The organism is Anaerococcus cruorum, from assembly GCF_046365495.1.
GTDB classification, from domain to species: domain Bacteria; phylum Bacillota; class Clostridia; order Tissierellales; family Peptoniphilaceae; genus Anaerococcus; species Anaerococcus cruorum.
In genome coordinates, this window is the sequence record NZ_JBGMEH010000002.1 from 73,380 (window position 1) to 92,346 (window position 18,967).

An 18,967-nucleotide genomic window follows, 5' to 3' on the forward strand; every position below is an offset into this window, starting at 1 on the left:
AATCTTAATCTATAAAGAAGAAAAAGATGATGAAAAAGATACAATAATGATAAAGATTGTGAATAAAAAAGAAAGGAGGTAGGCAAATAAAGTTGTTGGTAAGGAGAGTTATGGGTTTGATTTTGTTAAGATGTGAAGATAGTGGCAAAGGTTAAGAAAGACAAGCATCAAAGAAAGATTTCTCCATTCCGCTACCGCTCCAGTCGAAATGACGATGGGGGGGCTTATATTTTTATATAAATAAATCTTACAAACCCTTACACTTCGAATTAAAATACAGTAAATAAGAAAAATACTTAACATACGAAGTACTCCCTCAATTGTCATCTCGAGCGCAGTCGAGAGATCTATCTCAAAGTCAGACATCCCCAACCGATAGCTATGATCTTAATTACAAAAATTAATAACAATATATTTTTCAGCTATAGTACTAATAGTAGCATAAAGTTCAGAAAGATTTCTCCATTACTCTGCCGCTCCAGTCGAAATGACAATGAGGGGGCCACATTAATTTGCAAACCAGTCTTATAAAGACTAACACTTTGAATCCAAAATATAGTAAATAAGAAGCAAATAAACATCCGAAGTATTCACCCTCATTGTCATCTCGAGCGCAGTCGAGAGATCTACCTATGAGTCAGACATCCCTAACCGTAGCTACAATTATTATAAAATAATCAACCCATAAAACCCTTACCACAACTACTCCAATTCTTATGGATTCACAAGAGGAAAATTTCCCATTCATTTCCGTATTTAATAATGCCAAAAAAACCATGGACATTACTCAACTAATTGGCGATTTGGGCTTTCCTATCGTGGTTAGCCTTATATTAATCTACAAACTCGACTATAAACTAGACGAGATACTCAAAGAAATACGCGAACTTAAAAACCAAAACTAAAGGAGGTTTATGCAGTCAATTGAAAAAATGCTTGCTTATGCAAAAAGCAAACACAGAAAAGTGGGATATTCTATGGCCTACCCACAAAGGTTAGGGCCTGCCTACTTGGATTGCTCATCTTTTGTCTACTATGCACTGATAGCTGGGGGCTTTTTGCCCCAAGCTGCAGTCATTGGCAATACTGAAACCCTTTATAAATTAAAGGGCACAGTTTTAGAAGAGATTTATTCCTATAATCAAATAAAAGCAGGAGATATATTTATACGCGGCTTAGAAGGTAGGTCAGCTGGAGCTGGTGGCCACACAGGAATTTTCCTAGAAAAAGGAAGAATTATACATTGCAATGCTGTAAACGGCACAGTAAGCATCAATGGAGAGGAAAATTTTCTAAGGTACTTTCTATCTTGCAAAAGAAGTAATTATGAGAGATATTTTAGACCTATTGTAAAAAATCAACCCCTTAAAAACCATAAAACAGGGATAGCAACAGTCTATGCTTCCACCTATGTTAGATCAGCCCCAAGCACTCAGGCAGCCATAGTAGCTAATTACCATAAAGGAGATAAAATAAACTACGATAGAATAGTTATAGCAAATGGCTACCATTGGCTTTCTTATATAGGAAACACCAGCGGCCAGCGCAGATATGTAGCCTACAAAGATAGCAAAGGCAGGCAATGGATGGATATTTAATCCATCCTTTTTTTATGTATTTTTTTTCTTTTTAGGGCTAGTATAAATTAACTGGGTATTATACAATAAAGTTATAGAATATAGGCAAAAGGAGTGGAAAAATGATACCTAAAAAAATCTTAATAGTTGCCCTATCATTTGGTTTAATATTTGCAGGATCTAGCGCACCTGTTTTTGCTCAGGATACTGAAATGACTGCAGAGCAGGAAAGTGAATTTTATACTAGAAGAAGTGAAATAATGAATCAACAACAATCAAAATCTGAGGAAATAAAAAAAGAAATATCTAATGCTGAAGAAAATAAAAGAGTTGCTGAAAAAACACGTAATAATAAGAGAGAAGAAATAAAACAATTAAATATACAATTAAAAGAAAAGGAAGAAATTGCTATAGAAGATTTATCAGATGAAGAAATCTCTAAACTTGACCTAGAAATAGAGAATCTTAAAACAGAATTGCAAAAAAGTCAAGAAGAATTAATAAAGCTAGAAGAGGAATATACAAAAAAAGTAGAGGAATACAACTATCTTCAAGAGATAGCAACAAGAGAAAGATCTCTATATAATGATTATGATAAAGCCCGAAATTCATTTGCTCTTGATAAAGCAGATACTATATACCAATTAAGAGGTTATAAATTAGAAGGTTTGATAAGCAGTCAACAGAGAACCGAGTTAGATAGAAAATTAAAAGATGCAACTACAGAAGATGAACTTAATAAAATAAAGGCTGAAGTTGAATCGTTAGCAAAAGGAATGGATCAGCCTAAAGAAGAAACATCAAATAATCAAGATTCCCAAAATCAGGAAGAACAAAACAATAATTCAGCCCAACTATCTTTAGCGAAAGAAGATGTGTTAAAAAACTTAGAAGAAAACAAAGAAATCTCAGATGAGAAAAAAGAAGGGTTTAGGAAACAAATCGAAGAAGCTACTGGCAAAGAACAAGTAGATGAGATTCTAGAAGAAATAAAAAACTATAAAGAAGAATCTAAACCTACAGATGAGGCAGAATCACCTACTACATACCAACCGGTAGGAGAAGAGCAATTACCAGAAAAACCATCTGCAGACACCCCAGCAAAAGAAAACAAAGATAAACCAAAAGAAATACCACCTACTCCAAATCCAGATCAAAAACCAAAAAATGATACTTCATCATATAAGCCAACAATCAGTACGGATAATGACCTAGCTAGTCTCCCAGAAACTAAGCCTTTAGATACTCCACAAGATAATAAAGAAGATACAAATAAAGATAAGACTTCTGTAGAAAATCACAAAGAAGAAACCACTTCCAAACCAAGTCAAAGCTATTTACACCAGATTTTAGGAAAGATATACCCAAACTCTGCCACTATAAGGATAATAGACCCATCCGGCAAAGACTACACGACAACTATCAAAATAACAGAAGAAAAGCTTCAGTCAGCTAAAGATACCATAATAGTAAAAGAAAATTACAAATATATCAAAAAAGGTAGCCACAAAGTAGATGACCTTAAAGCCAAACGCGACCAACTCCGAAAATCCATAGCCCACAACAAAGCATCAGTTAGGGCCATAGAATTATTAGAAGAGCTCACTCCAAAAACAGTAGCCAAAAACCGAGAAAAAATAAATGCCCTATTAAAAGAATCAGAAGGGCTACTAAAAGAAGCCAACTACGCCCTAGCAGAATATAACTATGTTCTAAGCAAGTAAACAAAGATATATTATTAAAAAAATGGGTAAATATCAATAAAATAGATAAAATTATCTTAAAAAATATAAGGAGAGAGAATCAATGAATAAAAAACTATTAACCGCAGCCCTATCAGCAACATTAGTATTTGGAGCAGGAGTACAAAGCGCTCATGCAGATGATGTAACCATTCCAACAGCTCCAGAAGATAACCAAACAGTAAACGTAACAACAGGTGGAGTAGCAAATACTGGTAATTTTGAAAAAGAAGAAACAGAAGAAAAAATCAAAACAACCAGCACCCTAGATCCAAATCAAGTAAAAGAAAAACCAGCTACTCCAGAAGAGACAACTCCACAAGAAAATAATAATCAAGAAGAAAGCCAACCACAAGAAAATGAAAATGTAAATACAAATACAAACACAAACACTCCAGCAGACACCCAACAACAATCTGGAGAAAATCAAACAACAGCACAAAACCCAGATACAAATACTAACAAACAAACATCACAAGTTGGCGAAAAAAGAGTTTACAAAGCAGGAAAAGAAACTCAAACTAACAACCAAAAACAAGTGAGCAAAACAACAAATGCAGGTAAAGATGATAAAGCAAAAAAAGCTCCTGAAAAAGAAAAAACAGAGATGAAAGCTGAAGTCAAAAAAGATAAAAACGCAGGAGAAAACCCAAAAACAGGAGTAGCAACAGCAACAACCCTAGCAGCAACAGCAGCCCTAGCATCAGCAGGATTTGCTTTAACAAAAAAAGAAAATAAATAATTAGAAGTTAAAAAAGAAGAGGGTAGCAGACCCTCTTTTTTGTTTGGAAATATAAGGCTATTAAAAATATATAAGCGTTAACAAGGGAAATAAAGCACAAAGCTATCGTTAAATAAAAACACGCTTCTAAGAAAGATTTCTCCACTCCGCTGCCGCTCCGGTCGAAATGACAATGGGAGAGTACCAATCTCTATTTAGTAAATAATCTTATAAACTTATCCCTTAGAAAAAAAGTAAAAAAGACCACCATCTAAAAACACCGCATCCACACCTCTTGTCATCTCGAGCGTAGTCGAGAGATCTACCTGAAAGTCAGACGTCCCTAAACGTATTTATTAAAAATATACAAACATTAACCACACCCCAGTCACCCTGAGAGAAGTCGAAGGGTCTCCTAGATGCATATTATCTTAGTTAAAAAAGATATTAATAACTAAATAAACTTAAAAGTTTCCGTCTACAATCACATAAAGCACAAAAAGATTTCTCCATTCCGCTACCACTCCAGTCGAAATGACAATGAGGGAGTACCAATCTCTATTTAGTAAATAATCTTATAAACTTATCCCTTAGAAAAAAAGTAAATAAGAAAACTGTCGCACAAACGAAGCACCCCACTATTTTGTCATCTCGAGCGTAGTCGAGAGATCTACCCACAAGTCAGACATCCCCATCCGCAGCCATTAAAAATACATACATCATTAACCACACCCCTGTCACCCTGAGAGAAGTCGAAGGGTCTCCTAGATGCATATTATCTTAGGTAAAAAAGATATTAATAACTAAATAAACTTAAAAGCTTCCGTTTACAATCACATAAAGCACAAAAAGATTTCTCCACTCCGCTACCGCTCCGGTCGAAATGACAATGGGGGACGCTTATATTGTTACAAAAAATAAATCTTACAAACCCTAACCCTTCGAATCCAAAACACAATATATAAGAAGCATATCCAAATACGAAGTATTCCCTTAATTGTCATCTCGAGCTCAGTCGAGAGATCTACCCCAAAAGTCAGACATCCCTAAACGTATTTATTAAAAATATACAAACATTAACCACATCCCTGTCACCCTGAGCGTAGCAAAGCGAAGTCGAAGGGTCTCCTAGATGCATATTATCGTAGGTAAAAAAGGTATTAATAAGCAAACAAAACAAAAAACTATCGTTAGGCAGTCACATAAAGTAAAAAAAGATTTCTCCACTCCGCTACCGCTCCAGTCGAAATGACAATGAGGGAGTACCAATCTCTATTTAGTAAATAATCTTATAAACTTCTCCCTTAGAAAAAAAGTAAATATGAAAGCTGTCGCACAAACGAAGCACCGCACCATTTTGTCATCTCGAGCTCAGTCGAGAGATCTACCCTAAAAGTCAGACATCCCTAAACGTAGTTATTAAAAATATACAAACATTAACCACACCCCTGTCACCCTGAGCGAAGCAAAGCGAAGTCGAAGGGTCTCCTAGATGCATATTATCTTAGGTAAAAAAGATATTAATAACTAAATAAACTTAAAAGCTTCCGTTCTACAATCACATAAAGCACAGAAAGATTTCTCCATTCCGTTCCACTCCAGTCGAAATGACAATGAGGGAGTACCAATCTCTATTTAGTAAATAATCTTACAAACTTATCCCTTAGAAAAAAAGTAAATAAGAAAACCATCTGATAAACAAAGTACCCACTATTTGTCATCTCGAGCGCAGTCGAGAGATCTACCTAAAAGTCAGACCTACCCAACCGTAGCTATTAAAAATATAAAGACATTACCAAGAAAAATAAAGTGCAGAACTATCGTTAAATAAAAACACGCTTCTAAAAAAAGATTTCTCCATTCCGTTCCACTCCAGTCGAAATGACAATGGGATAGTACCAATCTCTATTTAGTAAATAATCTCACAAACTTACCCCTTAGAAAAAAAGTAAATAAGAAAGCTGTCGCACAAGCGAAGCACTTCACTATTTTGTCATCTCGAGCTCATAAAAGCCCATTGATTTTGGGCTTTTATGCCGAAAACGTAGTGCGATAGCACGGGGAAGCTTCCTATGAAGCAGGTTTTCGTAGTCGAGAGATCTACCCTAAAGTCAGACATCATAAACCGCAGCTATTACATATATAACAACATTAATTACCAACCACTACTTAATCATCCCAACAAAAAAACTAGGCTTAAAGCCTAGTTTTTATCTTTATTTTCCCACTAACTAATTCAAAAAACTATCATCATCTTTTATCAACCACACCACACCAGCCACAGCTGCTACTCCTAGGGCGATTTTTTTAATTGACAGTCCGCCTTTTTTCTCTTTTGCCTGGTTTTTGTAGTGTCTTTTTATGCTATAAGCATCAGTTTGATATGCGCTAGTTAGATAGTTTCTATTATCCCTATAATCATTACCATAATATACACCTGCAAGCTGGTAATCAGCAGGCACATCGATAGCACTTTCTTCGTTAATATCTAGTCCAGTAGTTCTATTAGTAGGATTTACTATTTTTTCAGTAGTTACCACTCTAGACCTAGTTGCAGGTCTATCCACAGTAGTCTCAGTATATACCACATCCCCATTGTCAGGTTTGATAACTATCTTAGTATCTTCAGGTACAACACGGCGGTTTTCCACCCTCTTATCTACCACTACTTTATTAGGGACAATGTTTTGTGCCTCATTTGACCTAGCAGTTTCAAAAACAGTGCTTTCTTCTTTGGCAATAGTTTTTATAGGTACACTTTTATCTTTATTAACAGAGTTAGCACTATCAGCTACAAAAACATGCTCATCACTTTTACCCTCACTTACCCCAGGGACACTTTTGCTCTTAGCAATGTCTTCTACTTCAACATCGCTAGTATCTACACTACCAAATCCAAAACCAGTATATAACTCTTGGCCACGGTCTAAGTCTTTTTCATCTATTTCTTTTATAGTCCTATTCCTTACTTCAGGTACATCATCAATATTATTACTTTGATCGACAGGGCTTGCACCAGTTTGTTTTTTATCCAAATCATCCATCAATAGTTCCTCCTCAAATATTTTTAGAAAATTCAATAAAACTTTTTCTGCTTATAGATATATGAAATTTATACCCAATATAGAAAAAGCTATGCTAATTACAAAATCATCCTAAATTCTTAAATAAATAATAGCTAACTCCTTTCTATATATAATAGCTTCCATTTATAAAGGGGAGCAGGCTAATATGATATAGAAAATATTTCTTGGGAAAAAGAGCTAGACAATCGATAGCAAATATAGTACACTTAATGTCATATAGGACAATAAAAGACAGAAAAATATAAGAACATTAACACCGCTATGTCACCCTGAGCGCATAAAAGCCCATTGATTTTGAGCTTTTATGCCGAAAACTTAGTGCGACAGCACGAAGGAGCTTCGAAAGAAGCGAGTTTTCGTAGCCGAAGGGTCTCCTAGATGCAAATTATCTTTGGTAAAAAAGGTATTAATAACCAAATAAACTTAAAAGCTTCCGTTCTGCATCACATAATTCAAAGAAAGATTTCTCCACTCCGCTGCCGCTCCGGTCGAAATGACAAAGAGAAGCCCTAATCTCTATTTAATAAATAATCTTATAAACCAATCACTCAGAAAAAAGTAAATAAGAAATCTGTCGCAAAAACGAAGCACCGCACTATTTTGTCATCTCGAGCACAGCCGAGAGATCTACCACAAAGTCAGACCTCCCTAAACGTAGTTATTAAAAATATACAAACATTAACAAAAAAACAAAAAAAAGAACTATCGTTAGATAAAAACACACCTCTAAAAAAGATTTCTCCACTCCGCTACCGCTCCAGTCGAAATGACAATGGGGGAATGCAGTTCTATTAGCCAATTAATCTTACCAACCCAAAACACCGAAACGAGTAACTAAGACCATTATCTTAATACGAAGAATTCCGCTCATTGTCATCTCGAGCTTAATCGAGAGATCTACCCCAGAGTCAGACCTCCCTAAACGTAGTTATTAAAAATATACAAACATTAACAAAAAAATAAATCAAAGAACTATCGCTAAATAGAAGTACGCCTCTAAAAAAGATTTCTCCACTCCGTTTCACTCCGGTCGAAATGACAATGGGGGGGATTGTAGTTCTATTAGCCAATTAATCTTACCAACCCAAAACTCAGAAACTAGTAACTAAGATTATTCTTCTAATACAAAGAATTCCGCTCATTGTCATCTCGAGCACATAAAAGCCCATTGATTTTGGGCTTTTATGCCGAAAACGTAGTGCGATAGCACGGAGGAGCTTCGAAAGAAGCGAGTTTTCGTAGCCGAGAGATCTACCCAAAAGTCAGACATCCCCAGCCCCCAGCCACCAACTACATAAAAACATTACAAATTAACCAAAACACCCCAACAGAAAGGAGCATCACATGCACATTACAAACATCCAAATCATCGCCATCCTCCCAGAAGAAATCAAGACCTTTGGCATAGGATCGCGCGTCTATACACCAACCACCACCCACCTTATAGAAGAAACACCCACCCTCTACCTCAACAAAATGTACAAAAAACGAGGCAAAAACAAAAAAGAAATGGACCAAGTCATCAAGGATACTCTCCAAATTACAAAAAATATGCCCTACATCATAGACACCAGCCACGTATTCTTTGGTTTCAAATACAGAAACGCCACCTACGATAGAGAAAGAAGAGGCTTTGTAAACATCACCTGTGTCGAAAAAATAGAAAATAGCGAAATCATCCTCACCACCGGAGAAACCATATCCACCCTCAACACCTTTGCCACCCTAAATACCAACAAAAACCACGCCAAAGCCATGCTCTACCGTCAGCAGCTCATAGCCTCCTACGACTGGGCCGAGACCCTCGATCAAATCAGAGCCACAGTCATGAGAGAAACCACACCCAAAGTAAGCGAAATTCAACAAAATTTACTTGACTAAACCCCAATATCTGCTAAAATAAATGTAACTATCAATATATGGGTGATAACCACAAAACATGAGTGCAAAAATATCGATAGTTATAAACAAAAATAAGCCCTTGTAAACCAATATCCATTAAAGTTAACAAAACTTTAGAGATATTGGCCATATACAAAAAGCTTATTAAAACATATTTCTATTAGCAAAAGACCAGCAAATACACATATGCATCAATATTGTAGTAAATGTGAAGATATTTATAAATATATTTTTTAGAAATATTGAGGAATTTACCAATTGTGTTGCAAAAGTGTAGAACTTGGTGTACTATAGAATATGTAAAGTGAGTACTATTTATTAGATGAAATAGTAGATAGAAATAAATAAGGAGAAAACTTATAATGAAAAGAAATAAATTAGCAGCAGGTGCATTAGCACTAGCTCTAGGATTAAGTGCAGTAGCTCCATCATTCGCAGCTAGCACAACATCAACAAAAACAGAAGTTGCAGCAACAACTTTATTCCAAGAAAAATACGCTGAAGAACTTAAAAAAGCTCAAGCTCTATATGAAGATGCAACAGCTAAAAAAGCTAGACTTGACAAAGCTGAAGTAGCAAAATCAGAAGCTGAAGATAGAGTACTTGCAGCAAACAAAGCTTATGTAGATATCACATCAAAATTAGATGGAGATAAATCTCTAGCATATGAAGTTGAACAAGCTAGAAGAGCTTTAGCACTACTTACAGATAAAACTGCTGAACAAATCAAAGATGCTGAGATAGATAAAACATATGAAGAACCAACAACAATCTTTACATTATCTGGAAACTCATCTCTTGGTTATGTATTAAGAGAATCTGAAGAAACAAGAACAATAGTTAAAAAAGAACCAGCAGCAAAAAATATCTTTAAAGTAAAAAATGATGTAAATTCAAAAACTGAAGCTGAATCTGTATTAGTAGAAAATCCAAACTACCAAAAAACAGACGATGGTTGGGATCAATATAAATATTTAGCTCAAGACGGAAAAGGCAAAAGCTTTGAATTCGATGATAATGGAACAGTAGTTACAAAATGGTTTACTAATGATCCTGCAGAAGCTCAATCAACAATCAAAAATGTATCTAAAGATGCTGAAGTTTCTGAACAAAGACAAAGAGAATTCAACGTTGCTTACGAAAGATACGCAAATGCATGGAAAACATGGAACAACACAATCTCTAACAGACTAAGCGAAAAAGACGCTGCTTATCAAGAATTAATCGCAGCAGAAAGAGCTTACGATGTTGCAGTTACAGAATACAAAGCGGCTAAAAAAGCAGCTGATCCAGCAGTAGTTCTTTACGAAGAAGCTCTAGCTAAACTTAAAGGTGCAGCTGAAGGATACAACGTAGTTATCGTTGCAACAAACAATGGTATCGAAGTTAAAGGTAAAGAAGAAGCTCCAGCTAAAAAAGACGTTGACTATGTAGGTCTTCAAGCAGCTATCGACAGAGCTAATGAAACTCTAAGAGCAGTTGAACTTCTTGAAAAATTAACACCAAACACAGCAGCTAACAATAGAGCTAAATTAAACGCACTAGTAGCTGAACAAAAAGCAACTATCGCTAAAGCAGAAGCTATCCTTAAAGCTGCTGATAAAAAAGTTGCTCTAGTAGCTACAGCATACGCTGCAGAAGATGAAGAAGTAACAGCTGAAGACGTTGACGCACTAATCAAAGAATTAGACGACAACACAGCAGCTATCCAAAAAGAACTTAAAGACATCGACAAAGACGTTAAAGTTGAAGAAGAAAAACCAGCTGAAGACGACAAAAAAGACGATGACAAAAAAGAAGAAGAAAAACCAGCTGAAGACAAAGAAGATGATAAAAAAGAAGACAAAGCTGACGACAAAAAAGAAGATACAACAAAAGTAGTTGAAAAAACTAAAGTTGTAGAAAAAGCAGCTAACAAATCATCAGCTAACAAAACAGCTGGAACAAACGCTAAAACAGGTATCGCTGGTGTAGCTGGCGTTGCAGGTGTATTAGCAGCAGCTTCAGTTGCTTACGCAGCAAGCAAAAAAAATAACTAATTTTAAATATTAGTAATTTTTACAAGAAATAAATAGAGTCATATAAAGAGTGCACTCGATAAGACTCAAAATTAAAAACTAATAGTAACCGCGGTACTCACTTGAAAATGCTCCCACCAAATAAAGGTGGGAGTATTTTTTTCTTGACCTATCCCGATTCTTCAAAGAAGAATCGAAGGAAGGTCAAATGCCGCGTAGTCCAAATCTACGATTTGGCTAACGAAGCCGGCTTGTTAAAAGCTAGTAACAGATTAAACGAAGTTAAAAAGGGATTGATGGTAGGTCAGATGTCGCGAAATAGCCCGTGCGGCTAATAGAGCACTTTCAAATCTTCGATTTGTCAAGAAGCCGACGGAGGGAGTATCAAAGTAAAGTACATTCGAAGCGATTATCCCAATTGTCATCTCGACCGTAGCGAAGCGAAGTGGAGAGATCTACCCACGAGTCAGACATCCCAAACCGTAGCCGAAGGGTCTCCTTGATAAATATCACCTCTATTAATAAGAAGGATTAATAATAAAATAAACTTAGAAACTCCGGCAAACAATCACATAAAGCAAAGAAAGATTTCTCCATTCCGCTGTCGCTCCAGTCGAAATGACAATAGAGTGCGCTTATATTACTAAAATAATAAATCTTACAGACACTTATCCTTCGAATCTTAAATAAAGTAAATAAGAAGCAAACTAACATTCGAAGCAATTCTCCCCATTGTCATCTCGAGCTTAGTCGAGAGATCTACCTACAAGTCAGACATCCCCAATCGGTAGATATTATCCTAATGACAAAAATTAATAATAAAACAAATGTAATATACACATCTAATAATTACATAAATCAAAAAAAGATTTCTCCATTCCACTACCGCTCCAGTCGAAATGACAATGGAGAGCGCTTATATTGCTAAAAAAATAAATCTTACAGACATTTACCCTTCGAATCTTAAATAAAGTAAATAAGAAACAAATTAACATTCGAAGAAATTTCCCTTATTGTCATCTCGACCGTAGCGAAGCGAAGTGGAGAGATCTACCTAAGAGTCAAACATCCTAATCCGTTAGCTATTATCCTAATGACAAAAATTAATTATCAAATAAAAACAAAAACTATCGTTTTACAATCACATAAATCAAAAAAAGATTTCTCCATTCCGCTCCCGCTCCAGTCGAAATGACAATGGGGGCGCTTATATTGCTAAAAAATAAATCTTACAGACACTTATTCTTCGCATCTTAAATAAAGTAAATAAGAAACAAACTAACATTCGAAGCAATTTCCCTTATTGTCATCTCGACCGTAGCGAAGCGAAGCGGAGAGATCTACCCCAGAGTCAGACATCCCCAACCGGTAGATATTATCCTAATGACAAAAATTAATAATAAAACAAATGTAATAGACACATCTAATAATCACATAACACAAAGAAAGATTTCTCCATTCCGCTCCCGCTCCAGTCGAAATGACAATGGAGTGCGCTTAGATTGCTATAAAAATAAATCTTATAAACACTTACCCTTCGAACTTTAAATATAGTAAATAAGAAACACATTAAAATTCGAAGCAACTCTCTCTATTGTCATCTCGACCGTAGCGAAGCGAAGTGGAGAGATCTATCCTAGAGTCAGACCTCCCTAACCGCAGCCAACTCCATTATCCCCAAAAACCCACCCCCAATTGGGTATATATACATAAAAAGGACTCGAACTTTACAGTTTATAAATTCATATAGAAAGGAATATGCATATGAAAATACTAGTATTTTTAGCCAACGGATGTGAAGATGTCGAAGCTATCACTGTTATTGACTACCTTCGTCGTGTTGATGTTGAAGTTACAACTGTTTCTATCCATGACACCAACGACATTACTACAAAATCAAACATAACCCTAACTGCAGATAAAAACTTAAATGACATAGATCCACACAACTATGATGGTCTATATATCCCTGGTGGTACTAAGGGAGCTGAGGCTCTTCGTGATGATGACCGTGTCATTGACATTGTAAAAACTTTTAATGATGAAGAAAAATTAATTGCAGCTATTTGTGCTGGCCCTATTGTTTTAAACAAGGCGGGAGTACTTGCTGACAAACGCGCTACTTCTTTCCCTGATTTAAAAGATGAGATAGATAATGTCCTAGAATACGTTGATGATCAAATGGTTGTTACCGATGGTAATATCACAACCAGCCGTGGGGCAGCTGTAACTGTTTACCTTGCTATGCGTCTAGTGGAAATTATTAAAGGGGCGGAAACTGTAGAAGAATTAAAACACGGTACCCAACAAGAGTGTGTGGAAAATTATTATGGTATATCCTATGATTATTTATCAAATGATGGAGAGTAGACTATGGAGCAAGTAAATAAAATTTTTGTCCTAGGTGGGGCAGGATTTTTGGGCTACCATACTATAAAAGAGGCAGTTGCTCGCAATTATGCGGTAAAAACTGTCGATGTAGTAGCCTTGCCAGATGATTTAAAATTTAATGAAGAATCTAATGTAGAATTTATAGTGCAAAACTTTTTTGCTCTTTCTGATGCAGAAATAGTAGAAATGATTCGTGGATGCGATAGTTTTGTCTATGCAGGCGGGGTAGATGATAGGATAGTTCCTAAAAAACCTGCTAGAAAATTTTTCTATGATACAAATGTATTGCCAACAGCAAGGATAGCAAGGCTAGCCAAAGAAGCAGGAGTGCGCAATTTTGTATTATTTGGCTCTTATACATCAGAATTTGCGGAAAATAATGATGATTTAAGAGCACATAATTATCAAGCAGAGCCTTATGTAGAAACTAGACTCCTCCAAGAAAAAGCTGCTATGTATGCAGGAGAGGGAGCAATGAATGTTTCTGTCCTAAGATTGCCATATATTTTTGGTACCATGCCAGGTAAAGTACCTATGACAAGTATGTATGTAGATATGCTAAGGGATCAAAAATTTATGCCAGTAACAACTGGAGGATTTGCAACTATAACTGTAAATCAAGTAGGCCAAGCGGCAATTAGCGCCATAGAAAATGGAGAACATAGAAAAACTTATGCTGTTGCTACGGGTTATATGAGTTATGAAGATTTTTATAAAAAAATTCTAAATGAACTAGGCCAAGCAGAAAGCACCGAGCTACAAGTGATGTCTTTCGAAGAACTTGAAGAAGCCTACAGAGAAGATGAAAAACTAACCGATGCGGAAGGTATAGAGCATGCAGTTAGACAAGTAAATATGCTTAGAGCAAATAGTATGGAATTTAGATTGCCAACAGATGTGGCCTATGAAGAATTAAGAGTGAAAGAAGAAGATATAGATAAGGTAGCTGATGAAACTATAAAAGCTGCTGATTTAAGAAAAGTTGATAGTAGTGGAGATTAGAAAAAAGAGGTCCAGTCCTCTTTTTTTTATTTGGGAAGCAAGGGGCAAAAAAAGATTTCTCCACTCCGCTTCGCTTCAGTCGAAATGACAATGAGGGCGCTTATACTGTTATAAAAATAAATCTTACAGACACTTACCCTTCGAATCTTAAATAAAGTAAATAAGAAGCAAATTAACATTCGAAGCAATTCTCCCAATTGTCATCTCGAGCTTAGTCGAGAGATCTACCTACAAGTCAAACATCCCCAACCGGTAGCTATTATCCTAATGACAAAAATTAATAATAAAATAAATTTAATATACACATCTAATAATTACATAACCCAAAAAAAGATTTCTCCATTCCGCTCCCGCTCCAGTCGAAATGACAATGAGGGCGCTTATACTGTTATAAAAATAAATCTTACAGACACTTAACCTTCGAATCTTAAATAAAGTAAATAAGAAGCAAATTAACATTCGAAGCAATTCTCCCAATTGTCATCTCGAGCTTAGACGAGAGATCTACCTACAAGTCAAACATCCTAAGCCGGTAGATATTATCCTAATGACAAAAATTAATAATAAAACAAATTTAATATACACATCTAATAATCACATAACCCAAAAAAAGATTTCTCCATTCCGCTCCCGCTCCAGTCGAAATGACAATGTAGTAGTGAAAATTTCACTGATAGAATAATCTTACCAACCTAACATCTGGGAATCAGTAACTAAGACCATTCTCCTAACAAGAGGAATTCTATTTATTGTCATCTCGACCACATAAAAGCCCATTGATTTTGGGCTTTTATGCCGAAAACATAGCGCGATAGCACGGAAGAGCTTCATAAGAAGCGGGTTTTCGTAGTCGAGAGATCTACCTAAGAGTCAAACATCCTTAACCGTAGCTCATAAAATATATAAAAAAGATTACACCCCACTCAACAAGGATATAAATATAAAAAAACTCAAGGAATCATTATGGAAAAATTGTATTACGTATATATGATAACCAATTACACTAACAAAAGCCTTTACATAGGTGTAACAAATAATCTCTATCGTAGATTAGATGAGCATAATAATAAGAAAGTAAATGGATTTACTTCTCGTTATAATATTTATAAATTAGTATATGTAGAAAGCACACCAGATATAAGTGCAGCTATTGCTAGAGAAAAACAACTAAAAAAGTGGAGTAGGGCGAAAAAAGAGAAACTAATCAATATGCAAAATCCTGAGTGGAAAGACTTGATGATTGAGTGGGACAGGATTAGTTGATAAATTAAACGACTAAGCTCTATATTAACAATATGGCTAAAAAAGATTTCTCCATTCCGCTGCCGCTCCGGTCGAAATAACAATAAGGGAAATTCATGCGTATTAAAAACAAATCTTATATACAAAATCACTCTGTATTTACTAAATAAGAAAATAATATAAAATCGACGCATTTCACCCCATTGTCATCTCGACTAAGCGTAGCGCACGGAGAGATCTACCTAAGAGACTAACATCCCCAGCCGGTAGTATTATCCTAACTATAAAAATTAATAATAGAATAAATGTAATAATTATCGTATAACAGTCACATAAGTCCCAGAAAGATTTCTCCATTCCGCTGCCGCTTCAGTCGAAATGACAAAGGCGGAGTCATTTTCTTCTGTGTAAAAGAAATCCTATAAACTTAATTCACTCCGTATTTAGTAAACAAGAAATAATTTATCAAAACGAAGTACTTTTCCTCCTTGTCATCTCGACTACATAAAAGCCCATTGATTCTGGGCTTTTATGCCGAAAACGTAGTGCGATAGCACGGAGGAGCTTCGGAAGAAGCGAGTTTTCGTGCGCAGCGCACGGAGAGATCTACCTAAGCGACAGACATTCCCAAACGTAGGTAGAAAAATAATTATATAAATAAAACATCTAAGATTTACGAAACCATGACTAAAAGAAAGATTTCTCCACTCCAAAGCCTACCGGCTTTTCCGGTCGAAATGACAATGTGGGGGCGAATGTTAATTTAAAAATAAGTCTTACAAACAACTCAGCTTCTCATAAAACAAAAAGTAAATAAGACCCATAATAACATTCGAAGCCATCCACTCCATTGTCATCTCGAGCCCAGTCGAGAGATCTATCTTGGAGTCAAACATCCCCAACCGTAGTTATTAAAATAATAGAGAAGTTAATAATATAAAAAACTAGGCCCAAAACCTAGTTTTTCTTTACATATTCTCTTAATAGCTTATAAAGTCCATTTAATCCATTTACGTGGGTTCTTTCATAGCCGTGACTTGCTGCGACTCCGCTGCCTACTAGGGCGTGTCTAAAGTCGTTGGAGCTTGCTACTGCTGCTGATGCGTCTGAGCCGTATTGTGGGTATATGTCTATGGCGTAGTCTATTTCGTTTGCTTTTGCCATATCGATTAACTCGTTTGTCAAATCAAAATTATATGGGCCGGATGAGTCTTTGGCACAGATTGATACCTTTGTTTCGTCTGTTTTTAGGTCATCGTAAACTACTCCCATATCTACTGCTATCATATCTTTTATTCCCTCAGGGTGACCGCTTGCTGCTCCGTGGCCTACTTCTTCATAGATTGTAAAGGCGAAATATAATGGGCGGCTTATTTTTATATTTTCTTCCTTTATTTCTTTGGCAAGTGCCAGTAGGACTCCGGCAGAGGCCTTATCATCTAGGTGGCGGGATTTTACAAAGCCGTTATCTATTCTAAATCTTGGGTCTAGGGCTATAAAATCTCCTGCTGCTATGCCAAGCTTTTCTGTTTCTTCTGCCGAATTTGTTATCTCATCTATAACTACTTCCATATTAATATCATCACGTTTTACTTCTCTTGGGTCATTTGATCCGTGGACTGCTGGATTATTTATTCTCATAACTCCAGTATATTCCTTGCCAGTTCTTGTAATTATGGTTACATTTTCTTGTTCTACATAAGAAAGTGGAAAACCTCCTAGTGTTGTCACTCTAAGTCTGCCGTTTGATTTTATGGATCGTACCATAAGTCCTAGAGTATCCACGTGGGCTGACATTAAAAGTCCGTTTTCATTTCCTGGATTGATTGGGACTATTACATTGCCTTTTACAGTTTGGTAAGGCTTGTAGCCCAATTTTTGAAATTCTTCTATTAAATATTTTTCAGCTCTTTTTGTATAGCCTGTTGGGGAAGGGGTGTTACAAAGTTCTTCTATATATTTTAAAATCTGTTCTGTCATTTTTTCTCCTTAGTTATTTGATCCTGCAGATGATGCTTGCTCTCTATCTATCATATTGTTTAGGCAGATAACCAGGGCTATCAGCTCTTCAGTATAAGTTTCATCTACAATTGTTAGCTCATAGGTATCTGTTAGGGTAAATATTTTTCTTCTTACTGTTCCTATATTTTTACCAGCTCCATTTTGAATATCAAAATCATAATGGAAGATATTTCCTACTAGATTTAGGGTTTCATTATCCATATAAACATGGACTCTGTGTTTAAAAAATTCAATTTTTTGCTGGATTACCATAGTTTGGCCATCATCAAAAGAAATGGTATATCTAGGGAAAAATGCTAGGATTTCTCTGCCAATTTTAAATACAGTATTGCCATTTTTATCACTTACTTTTGACCTATATCCTACAAAGGTAAAGTCCTGGTCTAAGTAATAAGCTTCGCGGCCGTTTTCATCTAATATTGGGTAATGGTCGGTGATTTTAAAAAACTTTTCTTTAAAATACAATTTTTTCATAATATATCCTTTACTTCCTTTAAGCTTTTTTCTATTATATAATATTTGTAAGTATTGACAAATATGGGAGGAGCCTATGCTTTATTTGATAGTTAGTGTATTTATAGTCCTTTCAGGGCTTATATTCTATAAGGGTAGAGATATAGTCATAAGACCTATTATGACCAAGACAGATATTTTAGGTGTTTTTTTAGTATGGCTTATATTTGCAGTTTTTGCCTACTTTATAAATTTTGATATTGTTGAGACTTTTATTATGTGCTTGGCCGTATCTATTTATTTTCTCGCGGCTAGATATAACAGGGGATTTTTGGCAGATGGTTTTGTTTTTCAAGGCAATATATCTTTTGTAAATCAAAAGAAATCATTTTCTGATCTCAAACAAGTAAACTTCTCAAAAGAAGCCGACCAAGCAGTATTTACCTTAGTAGTAAATTCTAATAATATTGATACTTGGCGTTTTTCTAGTGAAAGGAGTGGCCAAATCCTTAAAATTTTTAAGGATAATGATGTGCCAGTTATCTATAAGTAAAAAGCCTAAAAGCATTAAGCTTTTAGGCTTTACCTATGCATTATTCTTCGTGAGATATGCAGCTTACTGGGCAAGATTCCTCTGCTTCTAAGGCAGAGTCTATAAATTCTTCAGGAATATCCCCTTCAATTGCTTCTGATATATTGTCATCATTCATAGAGAAAACATCTGGACAAATATTTTCACACATACCACATCCAATGCATTCATCTTGATCTACAAAAAATTTCATATATACCTCCTTGTTTATTACATTAT

At 35.6% G+C, this 18,967-nt stretch carries 14 protein-coding genes; 10 read left to right on the plus strand and 4 right to left on the minus strand.

What is annotated here, in order from left to right:
• Positions 1–776: 776 nt before the first annotated feature.
• The 4 genes from ACCQ40_RS02720 to ACCQ40_RS02735 all read left to right on the plus strand — a co-directional run bounded on the left by ACCQ40_RS02720 (position 777) and on the right by ACCQ40_RS02735 (position 4,061).
• The gene (locus ACCQ40_RS02720; RefSeq protein ID WP_394010948.1) at positions 777–905 is read left to right on the plus strand and encodes a YvrJ family protein; all 129 of its coding nucleotides are present in this window, start codon (positions 777–779) and stop codon (positions 903–905) included.
• 9 nt (positions 906–914) lie between these two features.
• Positions 915–1,598 carry a peptidoglycan amidohydrolase family protein gene (locus ACCQ40_RS02725; protein ID WP_410032519.1) on the plus strand — a complete coding sequence of 228 codons (684 nt, stop codon included), beginning with the start codon at positions 915–917 and terminating at the stop codon, positions 1,596–1,598.
• Between the two features lie 101 nt (positions 1,599–1,699).
• Positions 1,700–3,301: a coiled-coil domain-containing protein gene (locus tag ACCQ40_RS02730; protein WP_410032520.1), complete on the plus strand. Its 1,602-nt coding sequence runs from the start codon at positions 1,700–1,702 to the stop codon at positions 3,299–3,301.
• 82 nt (positions 3,302–3,383) lie between these two features.
• Positions 3,384–4,061 (plus strand): hypothetical protein, encoded by a 678-nt coding sequence (locus tag ACCQ40_RS02735; RefSeq protein WP_410032521.1) that lies wholly within the window; start codon positions 3,384–3,386, stop codon positions 4,059–4,061.
• 2,210 nt (positions 4,062–6,271) lie between these two features.
• Here ACCQ40_RS02735 and ACCQ40_RS02740 read toward each other — a convergent pair.
• Entirely contained in the window at positions 6,272–7,084 is an 813-nt protein-coding gene (locus tag ACCQ40_RS02740; RefSeq protein WP_410032523.1) for a hypothetical protein, read from the minus strand.
• Positions 7,085–8,470: 1,386 nt separating this feature from the next.
• On the opposite strand from ACCQ40_RS02740, the gene ACCQ40_RS02745 reads away from it, so the two are divergent.
• The 5 genes from ACCQ40_RS02745 (at position 8,471) to ACCQ40_RS02765 (ending at position 15,702) form a co-directional block, all read left to right on the plus strand.
• Positions 8,471–9,007 carry a hypothetical protein gene (locus tag ACCQ40_RS02745; protein WP_410032524.1) on the plus strand — a complete coding sequence of 179 codons (537 nt, stop codon included), beginning with the start codon at positions 8,471–8,473 and terminating at the stop codon, positions 9,005–9,007.
• A 383-nt stretch (positions 9,008–9,390) separates the two neighbouring features.
• Complete coding sequence (locus tag ACCQ40_RS02750) at positions 9,391–11,067, plus strand: hypothetical protein (RefSeq protein WP_410032525.1); 1,677 nt, start codon at positions 9,391–9,393, stop codon at positions 11,065–11,067.
• A 1,743-nt stretch (positions 11,068–12,810) separates the two neighbouring features.
• Positions 12,811–13,416 carry a DJ-1 family glyoxalase III gene (locus ACCQ40_RS02755; protein WP_410032526.1) on the plus strand — a complete coding sequence of 202 codons (606 nt, stop codon included), beginning with the start codon at positions 12,811–12,813 and terminating at the stop codon, positions 13,414–13,416.
• A gap of 3 nt (positions 13,417–13,419) precedes the next feature.
• On the plus strand, positions 13,420–14,439 hold the full coding sequence (locus ACCQ40_RS02760; RefSeq protein WP_410032528.1) for an NAD-dependent epimerase/dehydratase family protein: 1,020 nt from the start codon (positions 13,420–13,422) through the stop codon (positions 14,437–14,439).
• Between the two features lie 963 nt (positions 14,440–15,402).
• Positions 15,403–15,702 carry a GIY-YIG nuclease family protein gene (locus ACCQ40_RS02765; RefSeq protein ID WP_410032529.1) on the plus strand — a complete coding sequence of 100 codons (300 nt, stop codon included), beginning with the start codon at positions 15,403–15,405 and terminating at the stop codon, positions 15,700–15,702.
• A 936-nt stretch (positions 15,703–16,638) separates the two neighbouring features.
• Here ACCQ40_RS02765 and ACCQ40_RS02770 read toward each other — a convergent pair.
• Both ACCQ40_RS02770 and ACCQ40_RS02775 read right to left on the minus strand, forming a co-directional pair.
• Positions 16,639–17,661, minus strand: a complete 1,023-nt coding sequence (locus ACCQ40_RS02770; protein ID WP_410032530.1) for a M42 family metallopeptidase — start codon at positions 17,659–17,661, stop codon at positions 16,639–16,641.
• 9 nt (positions 17,662–17,670) lie between these two features.
• Positions 17,671–18,177, minus strand: a complete 507-nt coding sequence (locus tag ACCQ40_RS02775; RefSeq protein ID WP_410032531.1) for an LURP-one-related/scramblase family protein — start codon at positions 18,175–18,177, stop codon at positions 17,671–17,673.
• A 76-nt stretch (positions 18,178–18,253) separates the two neighbouring features.
• Between ACCQ40_RS02775 and ACCQ40_RS02780 the strand changes: the two genes are divergently transcribed.
• The gene (locus ACCQ40_RS02780) at positions 18,254–18,709 is read left to right on the plus strand and encodes a hypothetical protein (protein WP_410032532.1); all 456 of its coding nucleotides are present in this window, start codon (positions 18,254–18,256) and stop codon (positions 18,707–18,709) included.
• A 40-nt stretch (positions 18,710–18,749) separates the two neighbouring features.
• Here the strand turns inward: ACCQ40_RS02780 and ACCQ40_RS02785 are convergent, their stop codons facing one another.
• The gene (locus tag ACCQ40_RS02785) at positions 18,750–18,941 is read right to left on the minus strand and encodes a ferredoxin (protein ID WP_410032533.1); all 192 of its coding nucleotides are present in this window, start codon (positions 18,939–18,941) and stop codon (positions 18,750–18,752) included.
• Positions 18,942–18,967 lie beyond the last annotated feature (26 nt).

Coding starts and splice junctions, on each gene's coding strand:
- ACCQ40_RS02755 (WP_410032526.1), top strand. CDS start 12,811: ATGAAAATACTAGTATTTTTAGCCAACGGATGTGAAGATGTCGAAGCT.
- ACCQ40_RS02780 (WP_410032532.1), top strand. CDS start 18,254: ATGCTTTATTTGATAGTTAGTGTATTTATAGTCCTTTCAGGGCTTATA.
- ACCQ40_RS02730 (WP_410032520.1), top strand. CDS start 1,700: ATGATACCTAAAAAAATCTTAATAGTTGCCCTATCATTTGGTTTAATA.
- ACCQ40_RS02785 (WP_410032533.1), bottom strand. CDS start 18,941: ATGAAATTTTTTGTAGATCAAGATGAATGCATTGGATGTGGTATGTGT.
- ACCQ40_RS02770 (WP_410032530.1), bottom strand. CDS start 17,661: ATGACAGAACAGATTTTAAAATATATAGAAGAACTTTGTAACACCCCT.
- ACCQ40_RS02740 (WP_410032523.1), bottom strand. CDS start 7,084: ATGGATGATTTGGATAAAAAACAAACTGGTGCAAGCCCTGTCGATCAA.
- ACCQ40_RS02745 (WP_410032524.1), top strand. CDS start 8,471: ATGCACATTACAAACATCCAAATCATCGCCATCCTCCCAGAAGAAATC.
- ACCQ40_RS02720 (WP_394010948.1), top strand. CDS start 777: ATGGACATTACTCAACTAATTGGCGATTTGGGCTTTCCTATCGTGGTT.
- ACCQ40_RS02750 (WP_410032525.1), top strand. CDS start 9,391: ATGAAAAGAAATAAATTAGCAGCAGGTGCATTAGCACTAGCTCTAGGA.
- ACCQ40_RS02735 (WP_410032521.1), top strand. CDS start 3,384: ATGAATAAAAAACTATTAACCGCAGCCCTATCAGCAACATTAGTATTT.
- ACCQ40_RS02725 (WP_410032519.1), top strand. CDS start 915: ATGCAGTCAATTGAAAAAATGCTTGCTTATGCAAAAAGCAAACACAGA.
- ACCQ40_RS02760 (WP_410032528.1), top strand. CDS start 13,420: ATGGAGCAAGTAAATAAAATTTTTGTCCTAGGTGGGGCAGGATTTTTG.
- ACCQ40_RS02775 (WP_410032531.1), bottom strand. CDS start 18,177: ATGAAAAAATTGTATTTTAAAGAAAAGTTTTTTAAAATCACCGACCAT.
- ACCQ40_RS02765 (WP_410032529.1), top strand. CDS start 15,403: ATGGAAAAATTGTATTACGTATATATGATAACCAATTACACTAACAAA.